General features: G+C 64.6%; 19 protein-coding genes and 2 tRNA genes. 5 read left to right on the forward strand and 16 right to left on the reverse strand.

The genetic code is table 11. The features are described from left to right. Positions 1-52 precede the first annotated feature (52 nt). A complete protein-coding gene (locus ACK4FH_RS01770; RefSeq protein ID WP_409810649.1) occupies positions 53-1,849 on the reverse strand; it encodes an ABC transporter ATP-binding protein in 1,797 nt (598 codons plus the stop codon). A 533-nt stretch (positions 1,850-2,382) separates the two neighbouring features. On the opposite strand from ACK4FH_RS01770, the gene ACK4FH_RS01775 reads away from it, so the two are divergent. From ACK4FH_RS01775 to ACK4FH_RS01790, 4 genes are all read left to right on the forward strand, one after another. Next, positions 2,383-4,437 carry an AsmA family protein gene (locus ACK4FH_RS01775; protein ID WP_409810651.1) on the forward strand — a complete coding sequence of 685 codons (2,055 nt, stop codon included), beginning with the start codon at positions 2,383-2,385 and terminating at the stop codon, positions 4,435-4,437. Between the two features lie 84 nt (positions 4,438-4,521). Further along, positions 4,522-4,773 (forward strand): DUF6460 domain-containing protein, encoded by a 252-nt coding sequence (locus tag ACK4FH_RS01780; RefSeq protein ID WP_409810653.1) that lies wholly within the window; start codon positions 4,522-4,524, stop codon positions 4,771-4,773. 110 nt (positions 4,774-4,883) lie between these two features. Continuing rightward, the gene (locus tag ACK4FH_RS01785; protein ID WP_409810654.1) at positions 4,884-5,237 is read left to right on the forward strand and encodes a hypothetical protein; all 354 of its coding nucleotides are present in this window, start codon (positions 4,884-4,886) and stop codon (positions 5,235-5,237) included. Between the two features lie 87 nt (positions 5,238-5,324). Continuing rightward, positions 5,325-6,110 (forward strand): SDR family NAD(P)-dependent oxidoreductase, encoded by a 786-nt coding sequence (locus ACK4FH_RS01790; RefSeq protein WP_409810656.1) that lies wholly within the window; start codon positions 5,325-5,327, stop codon positions 6,108-6,110. 8 nt (positions 6,111-6,118) lie between these two features. Here ACK4FH_RS01790 and ACK4FH_RS01795 read toward each other — a convergent pair whose 3' ends face one another. The 13 genes from ACK4FH_RS01795 to ACK4FH_RS01855 form a co-directional block, all read right to left on the reverse strand. Next, the gene (locus tag ACK4FH_RS01795) at positions 6,119-6,388 is read right to left on the reverse strand and encodes a hypothetical protein (RefSeq protein WP_409810658.1); all 270 of its coding nucleotides are present in this window, start codon (positions 6,386-6,388) and stop codon (positions 6,119-6,121) included. Between the two features lie 335 nt (positions 6,389-6,723). After that, positions 6,724-6,799: transfer RNA gene (locus tag ACK4FH_RS01800), tRNA-Phe, on the reverse strand. A gap of 288 nt (positions 6,800-7,087) precedes the next feature. Continuing rightward, on the reverse strand, positions 7,088-7,315 hold the full coding sequence (yacG, locus tag ACK4FH_RS01805; RefSeq protein WP_409810660.1) for a DNA gyrase inhibitor YacG: 228 nt from the start codon (positions 7,313-7,315) through the stop codon (positions 7,088-7,090). 15 nt (positions 7,316-7,330) lie between these two features. Further along, a complete protein-coding gene (locus tag ACK4FH_RS01810) occupies positions 7,331-8,851 on the reverse strand; it encodes a ribonuclease E/G (protein WP_409810662.1) in 1,521 nt (506 codons plus the stop codon). 126 nt (positions 8,852-8,977) lie between these two features. Further along, complete coding sequence (locus tag ACK4FH_RS01815; RefSeq protein WP_409810664.1) at positions 8,978-9,577, reverse strand: Maf family protein; 600 nt, start codon at positions 9,575-9,577, stop codon at positions 8,978-8,980. A 7-nt stretch (positions 9,578-9,584) separates the two neighbouring features. Continuing rightward, a complete protein-coding gene (infA, locus tag ACK4FH_RS01820) occupies positions 9,585-9,803 on the reverse strand; it encodes a translation initiation factor IF-1 (protein ID WP_293207917.1) in 219 nt (72 codons plus the stop codon). A gap of 120 nt (positions 9,804-9,923) precedes the next feature. Further along, entirely contained in the window at positions 9,924-10,649 is a 726-nt protein-coding gene (locus ACK4FH_RS01825) for an SIMPL domain-containing protein (protein WP_409810667.1), read from the reverse strand. 89 nt (positions 10,650-10,738) lie between these two features. After that, a complete protein-coding gene (locus tag ACK4FH_RS01830) occupies positions 10,739-11,230 on the reverse strand; it encodes a low molecular weight phosphatase family protein (RefSeq protein ID WP_409810669.1) in 492 nt (163 codons plus the stop codon). Continuing rightward, positions 11,227-11,706 (reverse strand): UPF0262 family protein, encoded by a 480-nt coding sequence (locus ACK4FH_RS01835; RefSeq protein ID WP_409815104.1) that lies wholly within the window; start codon positions 11,704-11,706, stop codon positions 11,227-11,229. Before ACK4FH_RS01835 ends, ACK4FH_RS01830 begins: the two co-directional genes overlap by 4 nt. A gap of 279 nt (positions 11,707-11,985) precedes the next feature. Next, the gene (gene hisD, locus ACK4FH_RS01840; protein WP_409810671.1) at positions 11,986-13,281 is read right to left on the reverse strand and encodes a histidinol dehydrogenase; all 1,296 of its coding nucleotides are present in this window, start codon (positions 13,279-13,281) and stop codon (positions 11,986-11,988) included. A 5-nt stretch (positions 13,282-13,286) separates the two neighbouring features. Continuing rightward, the gene (locus ACK4FH_RS01845) at positions 13,287-13,718 is read right to left on the reverse strand and encodes a DUF2948 family protein (RefSeq protein WP_409810673.1); all 432 of its coding nucleotides are present in this window, start codon (positions 13,716-13,718) and stop codon (positions 13,287-13,289) included. Positions 13,719-13,730: 12 nt separating this feature from the next. After that, positions 13,731-15,008, reverse strand: a complete 1,278-nt coding sequence (murA, locus tag ACK4FH_RS01850; protein WP_409810675.1) for a UDP-N-acetylglucosamine 1-carboxyvinyltransferase — start codon at positions 15,006-15,008, stop codon at positions 13,731-13,733. Positions 15,009-15,128: 120 nt separating this feature from the next. After that, positions 15,129-15,299, reverse strand: a complete 171-nt coding sequence (locus ACK4FH_RS01855) for a hypothetical protein (protein WP_409810677.1) — start codon at positions 15,297-15,299, stop codon at positions 15,129-15,131. A 207-nt stretch (positions 15,300-15,506) separates the two neighbouring features. Between ACK4FH_RS01855 and ACK4FH_RS01860 the strand changes: the two genes are divergently transcribed. Then, positions 15,507-15,581: transfer RNA gene (locus tag ACK4FH_RS01860), tRNA-Thr, on the forward strand. An 8-nt stretch (positions 15,582-15,589) separates the two neighbouring features. Here ACK4FH_RS01860 and ACK4FH_RS01865 read toward each other — a convergent pair. Next, entirely contained in the window at positions 15,590-16,738 is a 1,149-nt protein-coding gene (locus ACK4FH_RS01865) for a serine hydrolase domain-containing protein (RefSeq protein ID WP_409810679.1), read from the reverse strand. Further along, positions 16,735-17,424: a lysoplasmalogenase gene (locus ACK4FH_RS01870; RefSeq protein ID WP_409810681.1), complete on the reverse strand. Its 690-nt coding sequence runs from the start codon at positions 17,422-17,424 to the stop codon at positions 16,735-16,737. The genes ACK4FH_RS01865 and ACK4FH_RS01870 overlap by 4 nt, the downstream gene beginning before the upstream one ends. Positions 17,425-17,510: the final 86 nt, after the last annotated feature.

Raw genomic sequence — 17,510 nt, forward strand, 5'->3', positions numbered from 1 at the left:
AAACGGCGGAACCTTAGGAGCGGCCCGGCAGCGGTTCAAGTGCCCGATCGGGCTATGCCCTGTCGGCCAGCACATTGCGGGCGGTGGAGAGCTGCGTCGCCTGCAGCCGGCGGAAGACGCCTTCCTTCCGTGCCATCAGTTCTGCATGGCTGCCCTGCTCCACGATCCGGCCGCGCTCGAACACCAGAATGCTGTCCATGCGGCGGATGGTGGAAAGGCGATGCGCGATGACAAGCGTCGTGCGGCCCTCCATCAGCCTTTCGATGGCATCCTGGATATGCGCCTCGGTGACGGAGTCGAGGCTCGAGGTTGCCTCGTCCAGCACGAGGATCGGGGCATCGGCGAGGAAGGCCCGCGCGATGGCGATGCGCTGGCGCTCGCCGCCCGAGAGCTTCACGCCCCGCTCGCCGACCAGCGTGTCGAAGCCTTGCGGCAGGCGGGCGATGAACTCATCCGCATGGGCAAGGCGCGCGGCCTCGACGATTTCCGCCTCCGTCGCATCGGGCTTCGCATAGGCGATATTCTCGCCGATGGAGCGATGGAAGAGCACCGGCTCCTGCGGGACGAGTGCTATGGCCCGGCGCAGGCTTGCCTGCGTGACGCCTCCGATATCCTGACCGTCGATCAGGATGCGGCCGCCATCCGCTTCGTAGAGCCGCTGCAGCAGCTTCACGAAGGTCGACTTGCCGCTGCCCGACTGGCCGACCAGCGCGAAGCGGGCGCCCGCCGGTATGTCGAGCGAGAGTCCGCGATAGAAGGCCCCATTGCCGTTCGGATAGCGGAAATCCACATCTTCGAAACGTACGGCGCCGCCCGAGACGCGGAGGGCGGGAAGCCCGGCATCGGCACGTTCCTCGGGTTCGGTGTCGGCATAGCGGATCACGTCCTCGATCTCGTTCATGCCCTGTTGCAGGTTCTGCATGTGGAAACCGATGTCGCGCAGATAGCCATTGATGAGCAGATAGCTCGTCATGGCATAGGCGACATCGCCCGCCGTCGCCTCGCCCCGCGTCCAGAACAGGATGACGAGGCCGATAAGACCCGCCTGCATCGCGAGCAGCACGCCGACCTGCGCGAGCATGGAGAGGTCCATGGCCCGCCAGGCGCGGCGCGCTTTCCGCGCCCAGTCGAGCGTGAGGTGCGAGAGGCGGATATCCTCCCGCGCTTCGGCGCCAAATGACTTCACCACCGGGTTGCAGGTGATGGCATCAGCGATGGCGCCGCCCATGGCGCTGTCGGCGGCGACGTTCAGCCGGTTCTTCGGCGCAACGTAATATTTCACGAGCAGGACGGTGAGCGTGAAATAGAGAACGATGTCGGCGAAGACATAGAGCCCTACCAGCGGCCAGTGGAAGGCGATGGAAATGACCACGCCAATGAGCACGAAGACCGTCGGGAAGATGCCGATGAAAAGCGTATCGGCGAGTGTGTCATAGGCCCACATGCCGCGCGTTATGCGCCGCACCGTCGCGCCTGCAAAGCTGTTCGAGTGCCATTCCGCCGAATAGCGCTGCACGCGATGGAAGGCCTCCGTCACGATATTGCGCATGACGCGCGAGGCAAAACCCGCCCAGACAAGCATGGCGGCGCGGCGGGAGACGTGAAAGCCAACGCCCTGACCGAGAAACAGGAGCAGAGCGAGAACGGCGAGATTCACGTCTTCCGGGGCAGGCGGGAAGCCGGCATTGGCCACCGCATCGACCAGCCTGCCCGAGACGATCGGGAAGGCGACGTCGAAGGCCACCGACAGAAGCATGAGAAATATCAGCAGCGCCACAAGGCCGGGAAAGCGCCGCCAATGGGTCCAAAGGAACGCAGCCGTGCGCCGCGCGGTGATTTGTTCGTTCATCTGACTATGACCGCGCGGGCGCGCCCGTCGCGGTATCCCTGAAAAGTGCTGGAAACAGGCGCAATGCGCCGCAACCGGTTGTTCGAGGAACCGGGACCATCGAAATGACGTCAGGGCGGCGCACGGGGCGCGGCATGACGGCGTCTTTTCGGATGAAATATTGCCCGGCGGGTTACCCGGGCGCGGCGTTCGGCTTAACAGCGGTCCGGGAGAAGGTGCGGATATGAAGGCATTGCTACGATATGCATTCCGCTCTCCCTGGTTGCCTTTGTGCCTGAGACTAAAATGAAGTCCTGAAACGGACGCGCGCCGACTCATGCGGCCCGCGACCGGCACTATTGATACATCGGTTTTTCGGAGCTGAAAACCCCCGGTTGACGCTGCGGCAGCCGAAGGCGAAGATTTCAGCCTGTCCTGTTGCCGAAAGCCCCGGCGCGTACCGGCCCGGCGGCCTGTCCGTCTCGCGCATTTATCATGCTGCGGCCATAATTCAAGTTCAGTTTCGAGACACACAAAACTGCCGGAGCGCGCCCATGTCCCGCCTGATTGCCATTCTTGCCGGTCTTCTCATCCTGATCGTCGCAATTATCGTCGCGGTGCCATTTCTCATTCCGATGGAGACCTACAAGAATCAGGTCGCCAGCATCGTGAAGGAGCAGACCGGGCGCGACCTGCGCATCGAAGGCGATATCGGCCTTTCCTTCTTTCCGAACATCGCGATCTCCATCGAGGATGTGGGCCTTTCCAACGCCAGCTGGGCGAAGGAAAAGGAAATGGCCGCGATGAAGGAAATGCGGGCGGCGCTGAAGCTGCTGCCGCTGTTCAGCGGCAATGTGGAGATCGACAGTTTCGTGCTGATCGATCCGGTGATCCGTCTGGAGGTGCGGCGCGACGGGACGCCGAACTGGCAGTTCGAGACGGCCACGGCGGCAGCCGCGCCCGCCGAGCCTGCCGCTGGCGGCGGAAGCGGCAGCAGCGGTGCGGGCGTGAGCGGCTTCAGCCTCGGCGAAGTGTCCATCAAGAACGGCAGGGCGAGCTATACCAATGCGCAGACGGGCTCCGCCTTTGAGGCCAGCGAGGTCAATGTCGATCTCGCCTTGCCGGGGCTCGACCAGCCATTCCTCGCCGACGGGTCGCTGGTCTGGAACGGCGACCGGATCGCCATCGATCTCAAGGCCGACCGGCCGCGCGCGTTGACCGAAGGCGGCGAGACGCCGGTGGTTCTCGCCGTCCAGACGCCGAAGCTCAAATCCAACTATGCCGGCGCGCTGAAGGCACTGGGCGGGCTCGCTTTCGCGGGCGATGTGAAACTGGATGTGACGTCGGTGCGGGAGCTTGCGGCCTGGGCGGGCAACCCGATGCCAGCCGGTGACGGCTTCGGCCCGCTTTCGCTTGCCGGCAAGGCGAGCGGCAGCGGCAATACCTACCGATTCACGGATGCGAGGATCGCCTTTGACGGAATGAACGCGACGGGCAATCTGACCGTCGACACGGGCGGTGCGCGACCGAACCTCAGGGGCAATCTCGATGTCGACCGGATAAATGTGAACACCTATCTCGGCGAAAGCGCCGGCGGCGGCTCGGGCGGCGGAAGCGGCGGCGGCGATGAAGGCTGGAGCACGGAGCCGATCGACCTTTCGGGGCTCAAGGCCGTAGACATGGATTTCGATTTCTCGACGAAGGAAATCCTTTTCCAGCAGATCAAGATCGGCGAGAGCGCGCTGAAGCTCAGGCTCGCGAACGGTGTTCTGAACGCCAATCTCTCCAGGCTCAATCTCTATCAGGGTGCGGGCGCGGGCACGCTGACCGTGAACGGGGCGGGCGCGACGCCGCAGATCGCGGCGAACTTCAAGCTGGCGGGGCTGGCCGCGGAACCCTTCCTGACCGATGCGGCCGATTTCAAGCGGCTTCAGGGGGCGACGGCGCTCGACCTCGCGGTGACGGCGGCCGGCCGCTCGCAGCGCGACATGGTATCGGCGCTCAACGGCAATGGCAGCGTCAAGTTCACCGATGGCAAGATCAAGGGCATCAACATTGCGCAGCTTGCGCGCAATGTGTTCAGCGCGGCGACCACGGGCTGGCAGTCGGGCGGCGCGCAGGACACCGACTTCTCGGAAATGGGCGGCACCTTCACCATCACCAATGGCGTGTTGAAGAATGACGACCTCCGGCTTCTCTCGCCGCTGATCCGCGTGACCGGCGCGGGCACAGTGAACATGCCGCCGAAGACGCTCAACTACCGCGTGGAGCCGAAGCTCGTCGCCTCGCTGGAGGGACAGGGCGCGAGCGGCGCGGCACAGGGCATCGAAGTGCCGATCCTGATTACCGGCTCGTGGTCGACCCCCCGCTTTGCGCCGGACCTCGCCTCGATGATCCAGAACCGCGACAATATCGAGAGCACCATCAAGTCGATCCGGGAGGATGGCGGCAGGGGCCTCATTCGCGGGCTGATGGGCCAGCCGGCGGAAAGCGGAACCGGCACGGACGGCGAGACCACCACCGAGGGCGAAACGGCACCTGCGGAATCGCCGCCCGCCGAAACGAAGCCCCGGCCGGAAGACGCGCTGCGGCAGATATTCGGCCGCTGAGACTTCGGCCCGGCCTTTGTGCCGGGCCCCCGTCCCGTCTAGACTGGCGGCAACTGATTCGCCGGGGACCGGACGGGCGCCTTCATGATCCTGAACGCCTTGTCGACGCTGCTGAAATTCTTCATCGGGGCAGTCGCCGTGGGGGCGTTGCTCAGCGCGTTCGACATCACAGCCGAAGAAGTGCTGAGGGATATCGGGTTCACGCCCGAAGCGATCCTCGCCTTTGTGCGCGAGGGGATCGGCTGGGCGCTGCCGCATTTTCTGCTCGGCGCGCTGGTGCTCATTCCCATATGGCTGGTGATCTTCCTGCTGAAGCCGCCGGGATTCCGCCGCTGACGGCACACCGCCACCCTGCCCTTGCGGAAGGCCCATCCGCCCCATAGAGTTATGGTTAACGGCGACGGGATGACTCTTTCGCCGTTCTGTTTTTCCCTGGGGAGGTATCAATGAAAAAACTCGCAATTGCTGTCGCTTTCGCCGTTTCGACCTTTGCCGGTGCCGCATACGCCAATGTGGGCGCGGGCCTTGTCGGCAACACGGTGACGCTGACCGGCGCCGATGGTGGCGTGATGAAGATCTATTACCCCGATGCGTCCAACATCGTGGTGAAGGGCGCCGATGGCGCGGAAGTCGCCGGCACCTGGCGCGTCGACGGCAACAAGATCTGCACGACGGTCGGCAGCAACCCCGAAAACTGCACCGACGCCGTGGACGAAGCGCCGACGGTGGGCGCCTCGGGCACGATCGAAGGCGAACAGGGTGCCGTGCAGTGGGCGGTGAGCGAAGGTAAGGGTTTCTGATCCGGCCGCAACGCCGCTTTTCATCTGTTCCCGGCGCATTTCCCTTCCTAAGATCGCGCAACTGAAACGCGAAGCGGGAGATGCGGCATGGGACGGCTTTCTGGAAAGCGGGCAATCGTTACGGGCGCTGGCAGCGGCATTGGCCGGGCCAGCGCCCTTCTCTTTGCGCGGGAGGGGGCGAGCGTCGTCGCCGTCGACCGCGTGGAGGACGCGGTGGACGAGACGGCCGCGATGATCCGCGAGGCGGGGGGCAAGGTTTCCTCCGTCGCTGCCGATGTGAGCGACGAGGCGGCCGTGAAGGGCTTTGTCGATCACTGCATCAAGGAATTCGGCGGGCTCGATGTCGTCTATGCCAATGCAGGCATCAGCGGCGGGATGGTGCCGCTGCAGGAGCAGACCGTCGCCTATTGGCAGGAAATCCTCGCCGTCAACCTGATCGGGCCGTTCCTCGCCATCAAGGCGGCGAGCCCGCACATGATCGCCCAAGGCAAGGGCTCGATCATCTGCACGGCATCGGTCGCCGGGCTGCGCGCCAATGCTGGCGGGACGCCCTATAGCGCGAGCAAGGCCGGCGTCATCAGCCTCGTGCAGACCGTTGCCAACGAACTCTACGGCACCGGCGTGCGCGTGAACGCCATCTGCCCCGGCCTCATCGAGACCGGCATGACGAAGCCCATTTTCGACGGGGCGCGGGCGCGCGGGAGCGACGACAAGATCGGCCAGTTGAACCCGCTGAAGCGATACGGGCTGCCGCCGGAAATCGCTCAGGCGGCACTTTTTCTCGCAAGCGACGATGCGTCCTATGTGAACGGCCAGGCGATTGCCGTGGATGGCGGGCTGTCGAGCACGCATCCCTTCGCCGGGCGCCGGTAAGCCCGCCATCAGATACGCGCCGAAATGCTCGTGCCCTCGCCCGCTCCCGCAATCGTTGCGCGGAGGCGGCAGGGGCCGAGCGCGAAGGCGGCAACGCCCTTCTCCGTGAAGTGGACAGCCTCGCCGACGGCGAACCATGTGTCGCCATCGGGGCTTGCCTCGAGCGCGACGCTGGCGCCGCCGAAATCGCCCCAGGCCCAGAAGGTGCCCGTGCCGCCCTGCCACTCGACGGGGGCGGAACTGCCGCTTTCGGCGGCCTCATCGAAAAACCTGCTCATGGAAATCTCCCTTTGTCCGGTTACGGAGGGAGAGCATCACCCCGCTACAGGGGGGCGGGGATAAGTTGCCCGAAAATACGCAAAAAAGGTCGGTTTTCTGCCAATCCAGAAGCCAGTGCTTGGCCTATCGAAGAAGCCTCGATCATACGGTTCAGGCTTATGATTTCTCGGACGAGAATGAAAAGACTATGTATCCGACGCTTTAGGCGTTAATGCATCGCGCGGTCGTCACGCGTGCGAATGCTCGACGGACTTTATCACCTCAAATGGTGATTCAGGTTCGGTGACAACATCGGGCCGAAACGCCCAATGAATTCAAATGCCGAAAAAGGGAATGGTGCCCAGGGGCGGGATCGAACCACCGACACTGCGATTTTCAGTCGCATGCTCTACCAACTGAGCTACCTGGGCGGAAGCTCCGGGACGGGCGAAAGAGGCGCCGTTCCGGCGAGGCCCGCGGTTTATAGGCAATAGAGTCCGGCCTGTCCAGAGGGGCTGGGCCTTGCGGTAAAGATCAATTCTGACCGTGGGTTAGGCGGGAACGGCTGGTGGGAAAACTCCCGTATCCCCTGATCGTCATGGCCCGGTTCAGCCGGGCCATGACGGGTTTTGTGTGATGGATGTCTTGCGACCCGTGTGGCCGCTTCTGGATGGCCGGGTCAAGCCCGACCATGACGTGCTTTTGGGGAGAGCGTGGCTCTAACGCTCGCCGTCGTCATCCGGGGGGCGGGACTGGGAGGCTTCGTCCCATTCGTCCGGTGGCTCAACGGCGGGGATGGCGTAGGTGCCTTTCAGCCAGCGGTTGAGGTCCACATCGGCGCAGTGCTTCGAGCAGAAGGGGTGGAACTTCTGCTGCGAGCGCTGACCGCAGATGGGACAGGGGCGCGGCGGCTTCAGCGTCACGACCTTTGCGGCATCGTCGCTCATGATGCGGCCTCGACGCTATTGCAGCGCGCCGACATCGATCTTCTCGCGCGAATAGGCGGGCTCACCGATGAGGCTCACCTCCGCCGGCACGCGGCGGCGCAGGCGCTCCACGAGATAGGGATTGCCGCGCTCAAGCCAGTCCACCACTTCGGGCGAGGCGCGGCCGACAAGAGCGCGGCCGGGCGCGGCGGCGGCCTCGCGCGCGATCTTGCGCAGGAGATCGTTCGCCACGGTGGCGCAGGTTTTCCGCCGCGGGCGGCCATGCGGGAAGGCGGGCTCGGTGAGCAACTTGTCGAGCGGCTCGCGCACGCGCTTTCGCGTCATCTCGACAAGGCCGAATTCCGACATGGCGGAGATCTGCGTCGGCACGCGGTCCTTCGCGAAGCCGGTGTTGAGCGCATCCAGCACCTTCTGGATGTTCTCAGGATTGTTCAGATGGATGAAGTCGATGACGATGAGGCCGCCGGTGCCGCGCAGGCGAAGCTGATAGACGATCTCTTCCACGGCTTCGAGGTTGATCTTGACACTTGTTTCCTCAAGGCCGGTTGCCGCCGTGTAGCGGCCGGAGTTCACGTCGATCGCGGTCAAGGCCTCCGTTGTTTCGATAGTGATCCAGCCGCCCGAGGGAAGCTCGGCGCGGGGCTCGAGCGCAGCCTCGATCTCGCCGTCCACATCGTAAAGCGAGAAGAGATCGCCGGGGCCGTTGAACAATTGCACACGGTCCAGCATTTCCGGCATGGCGCGGCGGCAATAATTCTGCGCTTCGCCGAAGGCATCGGCGCAATCGATCAATACGCGGGAGGTCTGCGAGCTGACGCAATCGCGCAGCGTTTTCGAGACGGGGTCGAGGTCGTGGAAGACGACGCTGGGCGGCACGGATTTCTTTTCGATCTCGCGGACCTTCCGCCATTCCTCGGCAAGCTGGCGCGCATCGGCGGCGATGTCTTCCGACGTTGCGCCGATGGCGGCGGTGCGGACGATGAAGCCTGCGGGCTCGCCGGTGACGCCCATGGGATTGAAGCGCGCGACCATTTCCTCGACAAGGGCGGTGAGCCTTGCGCGCTCATCCTCATCCTCGATGCGGCGCGACAGCGCGACGCCGGACTGGTTCGGCACCAGCACGAGCAGGCGGCCGGGGATGGTGACATTCGCGGACAGGCGCGCGCCCTTGTCGCCGATCGGATCCTTCACGGCCTGCACGAGAATGGCCTGACCTTCATGGACGCAGGCGCTGATAGGCGGCAGCGTGCCTTCATCGAGGCCCGTCAACTCGCAGAGGCAGCGCGCCTCGCGCGCGCCGAGGAAGCCCGCGCGCTCGAGCCCCACTTCGACGAAGGCGGCCTGCATGCCCGGCAGCACGCGCTGCACGCGGCCGAGAAAGATATTGCCGATGAGCGAATGGCCGGCGCGGCCCGTCTTCGCCTTCAGGTCGTCTTCCATGGTCCGTTCAAGGAACAGTTCCACGGGACGCCCATCCTCGACGATGGCCACCCGCGTTTCGCCGGGGCCTACATTGATAAGCACTTCTTCGGACATAGAACCCCTGGCTCGCAATCGCCGCGCCCCCACGCAGACGAATGCTCCCTTTTCACCCTCGATCGCTCCGGATCACCTTGTTGATGAGCGATCCTAACACTGTTGTAAGCGATGATGATAGGCGCGTCAGCCCGCCGAGGCGAGGCTATATCCCGCGCCTGCGAGTAGCTGGCCCACCTCAAAGAGCGGCAGGCCGACCACGGCGGAGTGGGAGCCGGAGAGCGCGCGGACGAAAAGCGCGGCGCGGCCCTGAATGGCATAGCCGCCGGCCTTGCCCTGCCATTCGCCACTTGCGAGATAGGCGGCGATTTCAGCGTCCGAGAGGCGCTTGAAGGTGACGCGAGTTTCGCTGATGCGCGAGATGGCGCGGCCGGGCGCGACAAGATGAATGGCGGTGAAGACGCGGTGCGCGCGGCCCGAGAGCAGCGCGAGGCAGGCGCGGGCCTCGGCCTCCGTTTCCGTTTTCGGCAAGATGCGGCGGCCGCAGGCGACCACCGTATCGGCGCCGAGGACGAGCGCGCCGGGATGCAGCGTGGCGACCGCCTCCGCCTTTTCGCGGGCGAGGCGCGCGGCATGGAGGCGCGGCAGCTCGCCCTTGAGTGCCGTTTCGTCGATTTCGCTTGCGATGACCTCGTCCGGCTCGACGCCGATCTGGCGGAGCAGGGAGAGCCGGCGCGGCGAGGCGCTGGCGAGAATGAGGCGGGGTTTCGCGCCCTTTACCGGCACCGGGGCGTCACTTGAACCGGTAGGTGATCCGGCCCTTTGTCAGGTCATAGGGCGTCATTTCCACAAGCACCTTGTCACCCGCAAGCACACGGATGCGGTTCTTGCGCATCTTGCCGGCGGTGTGGGCGATGATCTCGTGTTCGTTCTCGAGCTTCACGCGGAACGTGGCGTTGGGCAGCAGTTCCGTCACCACGCCCGGAAACTCGAGCATTTCTTCCTTGGCCATTCACTATCCTTTGGAAATTTGGCCGGAAGAATGGTCAGAAAGCGCCGGGAAATCAAGAGCCCGGCCCGCGAAAAGACACGCGGACCGGGCCCAAATGTTTGATTTTCCGGCCTTTTTGGCTCAGTCGACCAGCAAGTAATCCACGGTCGAGACGACGCGGACGGTTTTCATGATCTGCTCGCTCTCCTGGGCGCCCGGCGTGTCGTCGCGCGGCAGGATCGAGAACTGGCCCTGCCAGGCGCGGCGGATGCCGCCCAGGCGGGAGCCGGAATCGGCGGCGAAAGTTTCCGCCGCCTCACGGGCGCGCAGCGTGGCCTCCTCGAGCATTTCGGGCTTGATGTCCGCAATACCGGTGAAGAGATAGGAGGGGCGGACCGGGCCATATTCATTGGAGAGGACCACGCCCTGCTCCACCAGCGTACTGGTGCCGCGATTGGCGACGGCGACCTTGTCCACATCTGTGGTGCGCAGCACGATCTGCTGGGCGATGATGAAGCGGGTATTGAACTCGCCGCTCGAATACATCTGGGCGAGGCGGTCTGTTACCTGCGGCGCCTGCAACTCGATCTCCTCATCGGCGAAACCGTGGCTCTTCAAGAAGCCGTTGACGATATCGGCGTTGCGCTTCACATCGGCCTGGGTAGTGGCGAGATCGTTGCCGGTGACGACGAAGCGGAGCGCCCAGAGCGCGAGATCGGCTTTCACCTCGCGTTCCGACAAGCCCTTCACGGAAATGGAACGGTCGCCGAGACGGGACTTTACGAGCCCGTCGCCCGCGAGATAGCCGCCAAGCGCGATGCCGAGGCCGAGAACCAGCGCAGCGGCCAGTGCGAATATGGATTTCATGGGCAATGCCCTCCCCGTCAAATGTTGCGGCACTCTTATATCATCCAGATTGCGGCAGATTGATGGACGATCCGTCCCCGCACGGAAGATCAGCCGGTGGCGGCGCCCGCGCGGCCGAACCGGGCTTCAATATAGCGGCGCAGGGTATTCCTGAGCTCCCGGTAGGCGGCGAGACGGCGATCACGATTGCCGCCAGTGGGGGCGGCGAGCGGGTCTTCGACCTCCCAATATTCGACATCGGTAGCGGAAGAACGGGTCAGCACCTCGGCCTTGGCGCGGGCTTCGGGCGTCAGCGCCACGATGAGATCGAAGCTCGTTTCGTCGAGATCGTCGAAGCCCTTGGGGCCGCTTGCGGACGGTGTGAAGCCTTCCTCGCGCAGTACTTCGGCCGTGAAGGGATCGGGCTCTTCGGCGGGGGCGACGCCCGCCGAATCGACATAGATGCGATGGCCGTGGAGTTTCTTCAGGATCGCCTCGGCCATAGACGAGCGAACCGTATTGAGATTGCAGGCAAAGAGAACGGAGCCCGGCAGTACCGGCTTTCGCTCCGCGTTGGCGCCCGGCTTCGTCACGTCGCTCATCCCTTGATATGCAATACGCAGATCAGCGTGAACAGACGCCGCGCCGTGTCGAAATCCATTTCGATCTTGCCCGCGAGGCGGTCCTTGAGCGTTTGCGAGCCTTCGTTGTGGAGGCCGCGGCGGCCCATGTCGATCGCCTCGATCTGGGCGGGGGCAGCCGTCTTGATTGCGTCGTAGTAACTTTCGCAGATCAGGAAGTAGTCCTTGATGATCTTGCGGAAGGGCGTCAGCGAAAGCAGCACCTTGCCATGCGGTACATCGCCTTCGAGGCGGATGTCGAAGACGAGGCGGTTTTCCTCGATGGCGAGATGAAGGACATAGGGACCGCCGTCGCTGCCGACCGGGGCGAATCGGTTTTCTTCCAGGAGATCGAAGATCGCCACTTTCCGCTCATGCTCGACATCGGGGCTGCGGCGAACGACGGAATGCTCGTCCAGCACGAGATCGGCAATGCGGTAATGCTCGCCTTCCGGCATCGCCGGGGCGCCGCTTGCTTCATCATCTGCTGCACGGTCTGACATGGTGGCGCAGTTTAAGCCGATTTGGGCGAAGGAAGCGAGCGCTTGAAAAGCTGAGACGGCACGCGTTCTCGACAGCTTTTCCCTTCATCCCCCGACATGTCACCCCCGGGCTTGACCCCGGGGGTCCAGAGCGGGAAGCCCGGAGCGACAGCACATCCAGAAGATTCTGTGAGACGAGACGCCGCTTGCGCGGCTTCCGGATTGCCGGATCAAGCCCGGCAATGACATTTTTGATTAGAGATTCAGTCTGATCGCCACCGAGCGGAGATGGGCGTCGAGGCCTTCGGCTTCGGCAAGCGCGATGGCGGCGGGGCCGATGGCGCGGAGCGCATCGGCGTCGCAGCGGACGATGGAGGTTCGCTTCATGAAGTCGAGCACATTGAGGCCGGAGGAGAAGCGCGCCGAGCGGGCGGTGGGGAGAACGTGGTTAGAGCCCGCCACATAATCGCCGATCGCTTCGGGCGTGTAGCGGCCGAGAAAGACGGCACCCGCATTCGCGACTTTCGCAAGCAGGGCTTCCGCATCATCGACCGCGAGTTCGAGATGTTCGGGTGCGAGACGGTCGACGAGCGGCGCGGCATCGTTGAGCCTGTCCACGACGATGACGGCGCCGAAATCGGCCCAGCTTTTCGTGGCGGTCGTCTCGCGCGGCAGGGCCTGCAACTGGCGCGCAACTGCCTCTTCGACGCGGGTAGCGAATGCGGCATCGTCCGTTATCAGGATCGATTGCGAGCTTTCATCATGCTCGGCCTGCGACAGGAGATCGGCGGCGATCCATTCGGGATCGTTCTTGCCATCGGCGACGACGAGAATTTCCGACGGGCCCGCGATCATATCGATGCCGACCTGACCGAAGACCTGGCGCTTGGCGGCGGCAACATATGCATTGCCGGGGCCGACGATCTTGTCGACGGGCGCAATCGTCTTCGTGCCGTAGGCGAGCGCGGCGACGGCCTGCGCGCCACCGACGCGATAGACCTCGCTGACACCGGCAAGTTTCGCGGCGGCAAGCACCAGCGGGTTCACAATGCCGTCGGGCGTCGGCACCACCATGACGATGCGCTTCACGCCCGCGACCTTTGCCGGGATCGCGTTCATCAGCACGGAGCTTGGATAATTCGCGGTGCCGCCCGGCACATAAAGGCCGACGGCGCCGACCGCCGTCCAGCGATGGCCAAGCTCGACGCCTTGCGCATCGGTGAAGCGCGCATCTTCGGGGCGCTGGCGGATGTGATAAGCCTCTATGCGGGCGGCGGCGAGCTTCAGCGCATCGAGCGTTTTCGGCGCGCAGGACGCGGCGGCGGCATCGAGATCCCTTTGCGGGATGGCGAGCGTTGCCGCCGTCAGATCGGGAAGGCGGTCGAAGCGGCGGGTGTACTCGACCAGCGCCTCATCGCCGCGCGTGCGCACATCCGCCACGATCTTCGCGACGGTGTCGTTGACATCGACGGAGGCCTCGCGCTTGCCGGTGAGCAGCGCGGCGAAAGCGTCCTCGAAATTTGCGTCTCTTGCGTTCAGGCGAATGGGCATTTCAATCAGTCCAGATCGTGCTCGGGTCTGTTGGGGGTTTCCCAGACGAGGCCGAGATCGGAGAGATGGGCTTCGAGCGCCTCGACCTCAAGGCGGAGTTCGGCGCCGCCGGAAAAGACCAGCGTGACGAGGCCGGAGGGCGCGTTCAGCTCGTCGAAGCGGATGGCAAGCAGGTTCAGCACGCCTTCCGGGCGATCTTGAGCGATGTTGCGCGCGCGGGCGGCGAGCACATTCTCGAAATGGAGGCCGGCGCGCACGCGCTCATGGGGCGCGCGCCGGGCAGCGTCCCAGCGAAAGCGGTTCACCACGCAGGCGAAGCGGCGCGTCGACGGCAGGAAGGCGAGATCGCGCACCTGAAGGACCGCATCCTGAAGCGCGGCGGAGATCACTTCGAGATCGGCGGCATCTTCGGCCAGAAGGCGAAGCTCTTTCTTCATGGTGCTCTTTATCTACTGCTTTGCCTTTTCGCGCCAGATATCGGCGCCGCAGGCACTGAGCTTCGCCTCGATGCGCTCGAAGCCGCGATCGAGATGATAGACGCGATTGACGGTGGTTTCGCCCTCGGCGGCGAGACCTGCGATGATGAGCGCGGCGGAGGCCCGAAGATCGCTCGCCATGACGGGGGCGGCCTTCAGCTTGTCCACGCCATGCACCAGCGCCTTGTCGCCATGCAGCGAAATATTGGCGCCGAAGCGGGCCAGCTCCTGCACATGCATGAAACGGTTTTCGAAGATCGTTTCGGTGATTTCGGATTCGCCTTCGGCGACCGTCATCAGCGCCATGAACTGCGCCTGAAGATCGGTGGGGAAACCGGGGAAGACCTGCGTCACCACATCGACCGCCTGCAGCCGCTCGCCATTGCGCGCGATGCGGACCGCGCCCTGCTCGCTCTCGACTTCCGCACCGGCGGCACGAAGGACGGAAAGGGCTGCCTCGAAATCCTCGGCGTTCGCGCCTTCAAGCGTCACCTCGCCGCCCGTCATGGCGGCGGCGATGGCGTAGGTTCCGGCCTCGATGCGATCCGCGATGACGCGGTGCGTGGCGCTGTGCAGCTTTTCCACACCTTCGATGCGGAGCGTTGAGGTGCCGATGCCTTCGATCTTCGCGCCCATGCTGACAAGGCAGCGAGCGACATCGCCGATCTCGGGCTCGCGGGCGGCGTTTTCAAGCACGGTTTCGCCTTCGGCGAGCGTTGCCGCCATCAGGAGCGTGTGCGTGGCGCCGACAGAGACGATGGGCGAGCGGATGACCGCACCTTTCAGGCCCTTCGGCGCGGAAGCATGGACATAGCCTTCGACGAGGTCGATCTCGGCGCCCATCTTCTGGAGCCCCTTGATATAGAGATCGACGGGGCGGGCACCGATGGCGCAGCCGCCGGGCAGCGACACCTTCGCCTCGCGGCAGCGCGCCATGAGGGGCCCGAGCACCCAGAAGCTCGCGCGGATCTGCGAGACGATCTCATAGGGCGCGGTGGTGGACTTGATGTCCTTCGCATGGAGCGTCATCACATCCGAATCCGTGCCGCTCTCGACCGAAATATCGGCGCCTATGACGCCGAGGAGTTTCGAGAGCGTGCGGACATCGGCAAGGCGCGGCATGTTGGTGAGCTTGACCGGCTCATCCGTCAGCAGGGCAGCCGTCATCAACGGCAGGGCCGCGTTTTTCGCGCCGCTTACAGGGATCGAGCCCTTGAGGCGGCGGCCGCCGCGAATGTGGATACTGTCCATGAATACGTCCGATCAGGCGTTTGGCGGTTTATAGGGGCCCGGCGCCCCCGAGTCACGACGGGGGGCGCGGGGCGGCCCCTTCTCGCGCCGGATCCAGGCGTTTTCGAGGGGCCAATCCGGCTATTTCGCGTCCTTGCGGGCGCGGGTCTGGGATTTCCGCTTCTTGAGGTTGTCGCGGAGCGCCTCGGCGAGGCGGGCCTGCTTGGCCTTGGCCTCCTTGGTCTGGGCCGCGCGGTCTGTGCCCTTGCCGCCGGGGGTGCGGGAATCGAAGCCTGTGCCTGTCTTTTTCATCAATTTCACTCGGATTGGGGATTCACGTTCGGGGGGAAGATAGTGCGTTGCGGCATCTTGCGCGAGGGGGGTTGCTATGGCACTTTCCGCGCGCTTCGGAAAGACCGGCCCCCGCGCTGAGCCCCAAGGGTTCATTTACCATTCGGAGCGAGACTTCCAGCGCCTTCAAGGCGCGGTTCGGCGGCGGGTTTCACCGCTTCCCGGCATGCTGTTGTAGCTCAGTGGTAGAGCACTCCCTTGGTAAGGGAGAGGTCGAGAGTTCAATCCTCTCCAACAGCACCATTTTCTCCTCAAAGACACTCATATATCGCCGCGAGCAGCGCCCTGTTGCGGTGGTTTTGCCAACGGGGGCCCATGTCGTTGGTGACGTAGCCGAAGGCGATGCGGGCGACCGGGTCGCAGAAGCCGAGGGAGCCGCCGGCGCCGAAATGGCCGAAGGCTTGCGCGTTCGGCCCGAGGGGGCGTTCGGCCTGGGGGAGCTGGAAGCCGAGGGCGAAGCGCGACTCGCGCTCGAGAATCCGGTCGGGGCCGAAGGATTGCTCCTCGGTGGCGGCGACGAGCATTGCGGGAGAGAGAATGTCCACACCATCGATGCGGCCGCCCGCGGCGAAGGCCGAATAGACTCGGGCGATGCCGCGCGCAGTGCCGTGGCCATTGGTCGAGGGGATTTCGGCCTCGCGCCATTCAGGGCGGTTGACCCAGCCGGAACCGGAAATGCCCGGCGGGTTCCAGTAGGTGTTCCATTTCATCAGCGTGTCGTCATCGAGCGGGCCCGGCGGGCGCTCGGGCAGGATGGGCGGCCAGAGGAACTCGGCGGCGCGGTGATGCTCCGCGGGCGGAAGGCCGATATGGACATCGGCACCGAGCGGGCCCGCCACCTCGTCGCGCAGGATCTGCCCGACTGTGCGCCCGGAAGCGCGGCGCACAAGCTCGCCCACGAGATAGCCGAAGGTGTTGACGTGATAGCCATGCGCTGTGCCCGGCTGCCACCAGGGCGTTTCGGCGGCGAGTGCTTCCGTCATCCGCTTCCAGTCGAGCGCGGCGCCATCCGGCAGTTCATCGCGGATGGCAGGGAGGCCAGCTTGATGCGACAGCATGTGGCGGAGCGTGATCGTCTCCTTGCCGCCCATACCGAATTCCGGCCAGAGGCGGTGGGCCGGCGCATCGAGATCGAGCACACCCCGCTCCACCAGCCGCAGGGCGACAAGGGCGGTGAAGGCCTTGCCGACGGAAAAGAAATTCACCAGCGTGTCGCGCGCCCAGGGCCGCTCGCGCGCGGCATCGCAGAAGCCGCCCCAGAGATCGCAGACGAGGCGGCCATCGACCATGAGCGCCACCGCGCCGCCGGGCTCGCCGCGCTGCGTGAAATTCTCGGTGAAGGCCTCGCGGAGCCGCGCGAAGCGCGGGTCGCAGGTGCCGTTGATCGGAATGGCGCTCATTTCGTCAGCAGCATGAGAAGCGGCAGGGCCATCAGCACCTGACCGCCGTAATAGGTCGTCCAGACAAGGATGCCGCGATAAGGGATCGGCCCACGAAACTTGTCGAGGGCGATGATGCTGTCGGAAAACATGAAGAGGATCGCGCCGAGGCCGAGGATGGGGGCGGCTTCCGGGATCGCCAGTGCGGTGAGCACCATGACGAGGATGACCGCGAGATAGGCGCCGACGGGAAGTTTCATCGAGCCGAGGCGGGATGCGAGCGACCAATAGACGGCGAGCGCGGCAAGGCCGACGGCAAGCGAGACGGATTTCAGGGCGAGCGTGTCCGGCCCTGTGGCGATGGGCGCCATGACCGCGATATAGAAGAGGTGGCTGACGAGAAATGCGCCGAGGCCGCGCATGAAGTTGCGCTTGTCGCCCTTCATGGCGAGGAAGAGATCGCCCGCGCTGGAAAAGAGGAAAGCTGCGGCGAGCAGCAGGAGCGGCAATGCGGGGCCCTGCCCCAAGACCAGAAGCGGCAGCGGCACGAGAAGGCCGATCGAGGCCGTTTTCAGGCCGGTGCGAAGGGCCGAAGGCGGCTGGCGCTCGATCAGCTGATAGGCAATGGCGGCGGCGAGAGAGGCGAGTGCCAGCGCGATGCGGAGCCAGTCGAGCCCATCGCCCACCATGAATATATTTGCGATCATTTTCCGCCCCTTCCCTTTTCTTCTTCCCACCCCTCCCCGAAAAATTCTTCGCAGGCTCGAATTTTCGACCTTCCCTCAAGGGGAGG

This window comes from Parvibaculum sp., from assembly GCF_046297875.1.
Lineage (GTDB): Bacteria > Pseudomonadota > Alphaproteobacteria > Parvibaculales > Parvibaculaceae > Parvibaculum.

What these genes read in the sequence shown, in the direction of transcription:
- ACK4FH_RS01795 (WP_409810658.1), bottom strand. Translation starts at nt 6,388, where the DNA reads ATGAGCAGGTTTTTCGATGAGGCCGCCGAAAGCGGCAGTTCCGCCCCC.
- ACK4FH_RS01855 (WP_409810677.1), bottom strand. Translation starts at nt 15,299, where the DNA reads ATGAAAAAGACAGGCACAGGCTTCGATTCCCGCACCCCCGGCGGCAAG.
- murA (WP_409810675.1), bottom strand. Translation starts at nt 15,008, where the DNA reads ATGGACAGTATCCACATTCGCGGCGGCCGCCGCCTCAAGGGCTCGATC.
- ACK4FH_RS01780 (WP_409810653.1), top strand. Translation starts at nt 4,522, where the DNA reads ATGATCCTGAACGCCTTGTCGACGCTGCTGAAATTCTTCATCGGGGCA.
- hisD (WP_409810671.1), bottom strand. Translation starts at nt 13,281, where the DNA reads ATGCCCATTCGCCTGAACGCAAGAGACGCAAATTTCGAGGACGCTTTC.
- ACK4FH_RS01770 (WP_409810649.1), bottom strand. Translation starts at nt 1,849, where the DNA reads ATGAACGAACAAATCACCGCGCGGCGCACGGCTGCGTTCCTTTGGACC.
- ACK4FH_RS01825 (WP_409810667.1), bottom strand. Translation starts at nt 10,649, where the DNA reads ATGAAATCCATATTCGCACTGGCCGCTGCGCTGGTTCTCGGCCTCGGC.
- ACK4FH_RS01845 (WP_409810673.1), bottom strand. Translation starts at nt 13,718, where the DNA reads ATGAAGAAAGAGCTTCGCCTTCTGGCCGAAGATGCCGCCGATCTCGAA.
- ACK4FH_RS01830 (WP_409810669.1), bottom strand. Translation starts at nt 11,230, where the DNA reads ATGAGCGACGTGACGAAGCCGGGCGCCAACGCGGAGCGAAAGCCGGTA.
- infA (WP_293207917.1), bottom strand. Translation starts at nt 9,803, where the DNA reads ATGGCCAAGGAAGAAATGCTCGAGTTTCCGGGCGTGGTGACGGAACTG.
- ACK4FH_RS01835 (WP_409815104.1), bottom strand. Translation starts at nt 11,706, where the DNA reads ATGCCGGAAGGCGAGCATTACCGCATTGCCGATCTCGTGCTGGACGAG.
- ACK4FH_RS01785 (WP_409810654.1), top strand. Translation starts at nt 4,884, where the DNA reads ATGAAAAAACTCGCAATTGCTGTCGCTTTCGCCGTTTCGACCTTTGCC.
- ACK4FH_RS01870 (WP_409810681.1), bottom strand. Translation starts at nt 17,424, where the DNA reads ATGATCGCAAATATATTCATGGTGGGCGATGGGCTCGACTGGCTCCGC.
- ACK4FH_RS01865 (WP_409810679.1), bottom strand. Translation starts at nt 16,738, where the DNA reads ATGAGCGCCATTCCGATCAACGGCACCTGCGACCCGCGCTTCGCGCGG.
- yacG (WP_409810660.1), bottom strand. Translation starts at nt 7,315, where the DNA reads ATGAGCGACGATGCCGCAAAGGTCGTGACGCTGAAGCCGCCGCGCCCC.
- ACK4FH_RS01810 (WP_409810662.1), bottom strand. Translation starts at nt 8,851, where the DNA reads ATGTCCGAAGAAGTGCTTATCAATGTAGGCCCCGGCGAAACGCGGGTG.
- ACK4FH_RS01775 (WP_409810651.1), top strand. Translation starts at nt 2,383, where the DNA reads ATGTCCCGCCTGATTGCCATTCTTGCCGGTCTTCTCATCCTGATCGTC.
- ACK4FH_RS01790 (WP_409810656.1), top strand. Translation starts at nt 5,325, where the DNA reads ATGGGACGGCTTTCTGGAAAGCGGGCAATCGTTACGGGCGCTGGCAGC.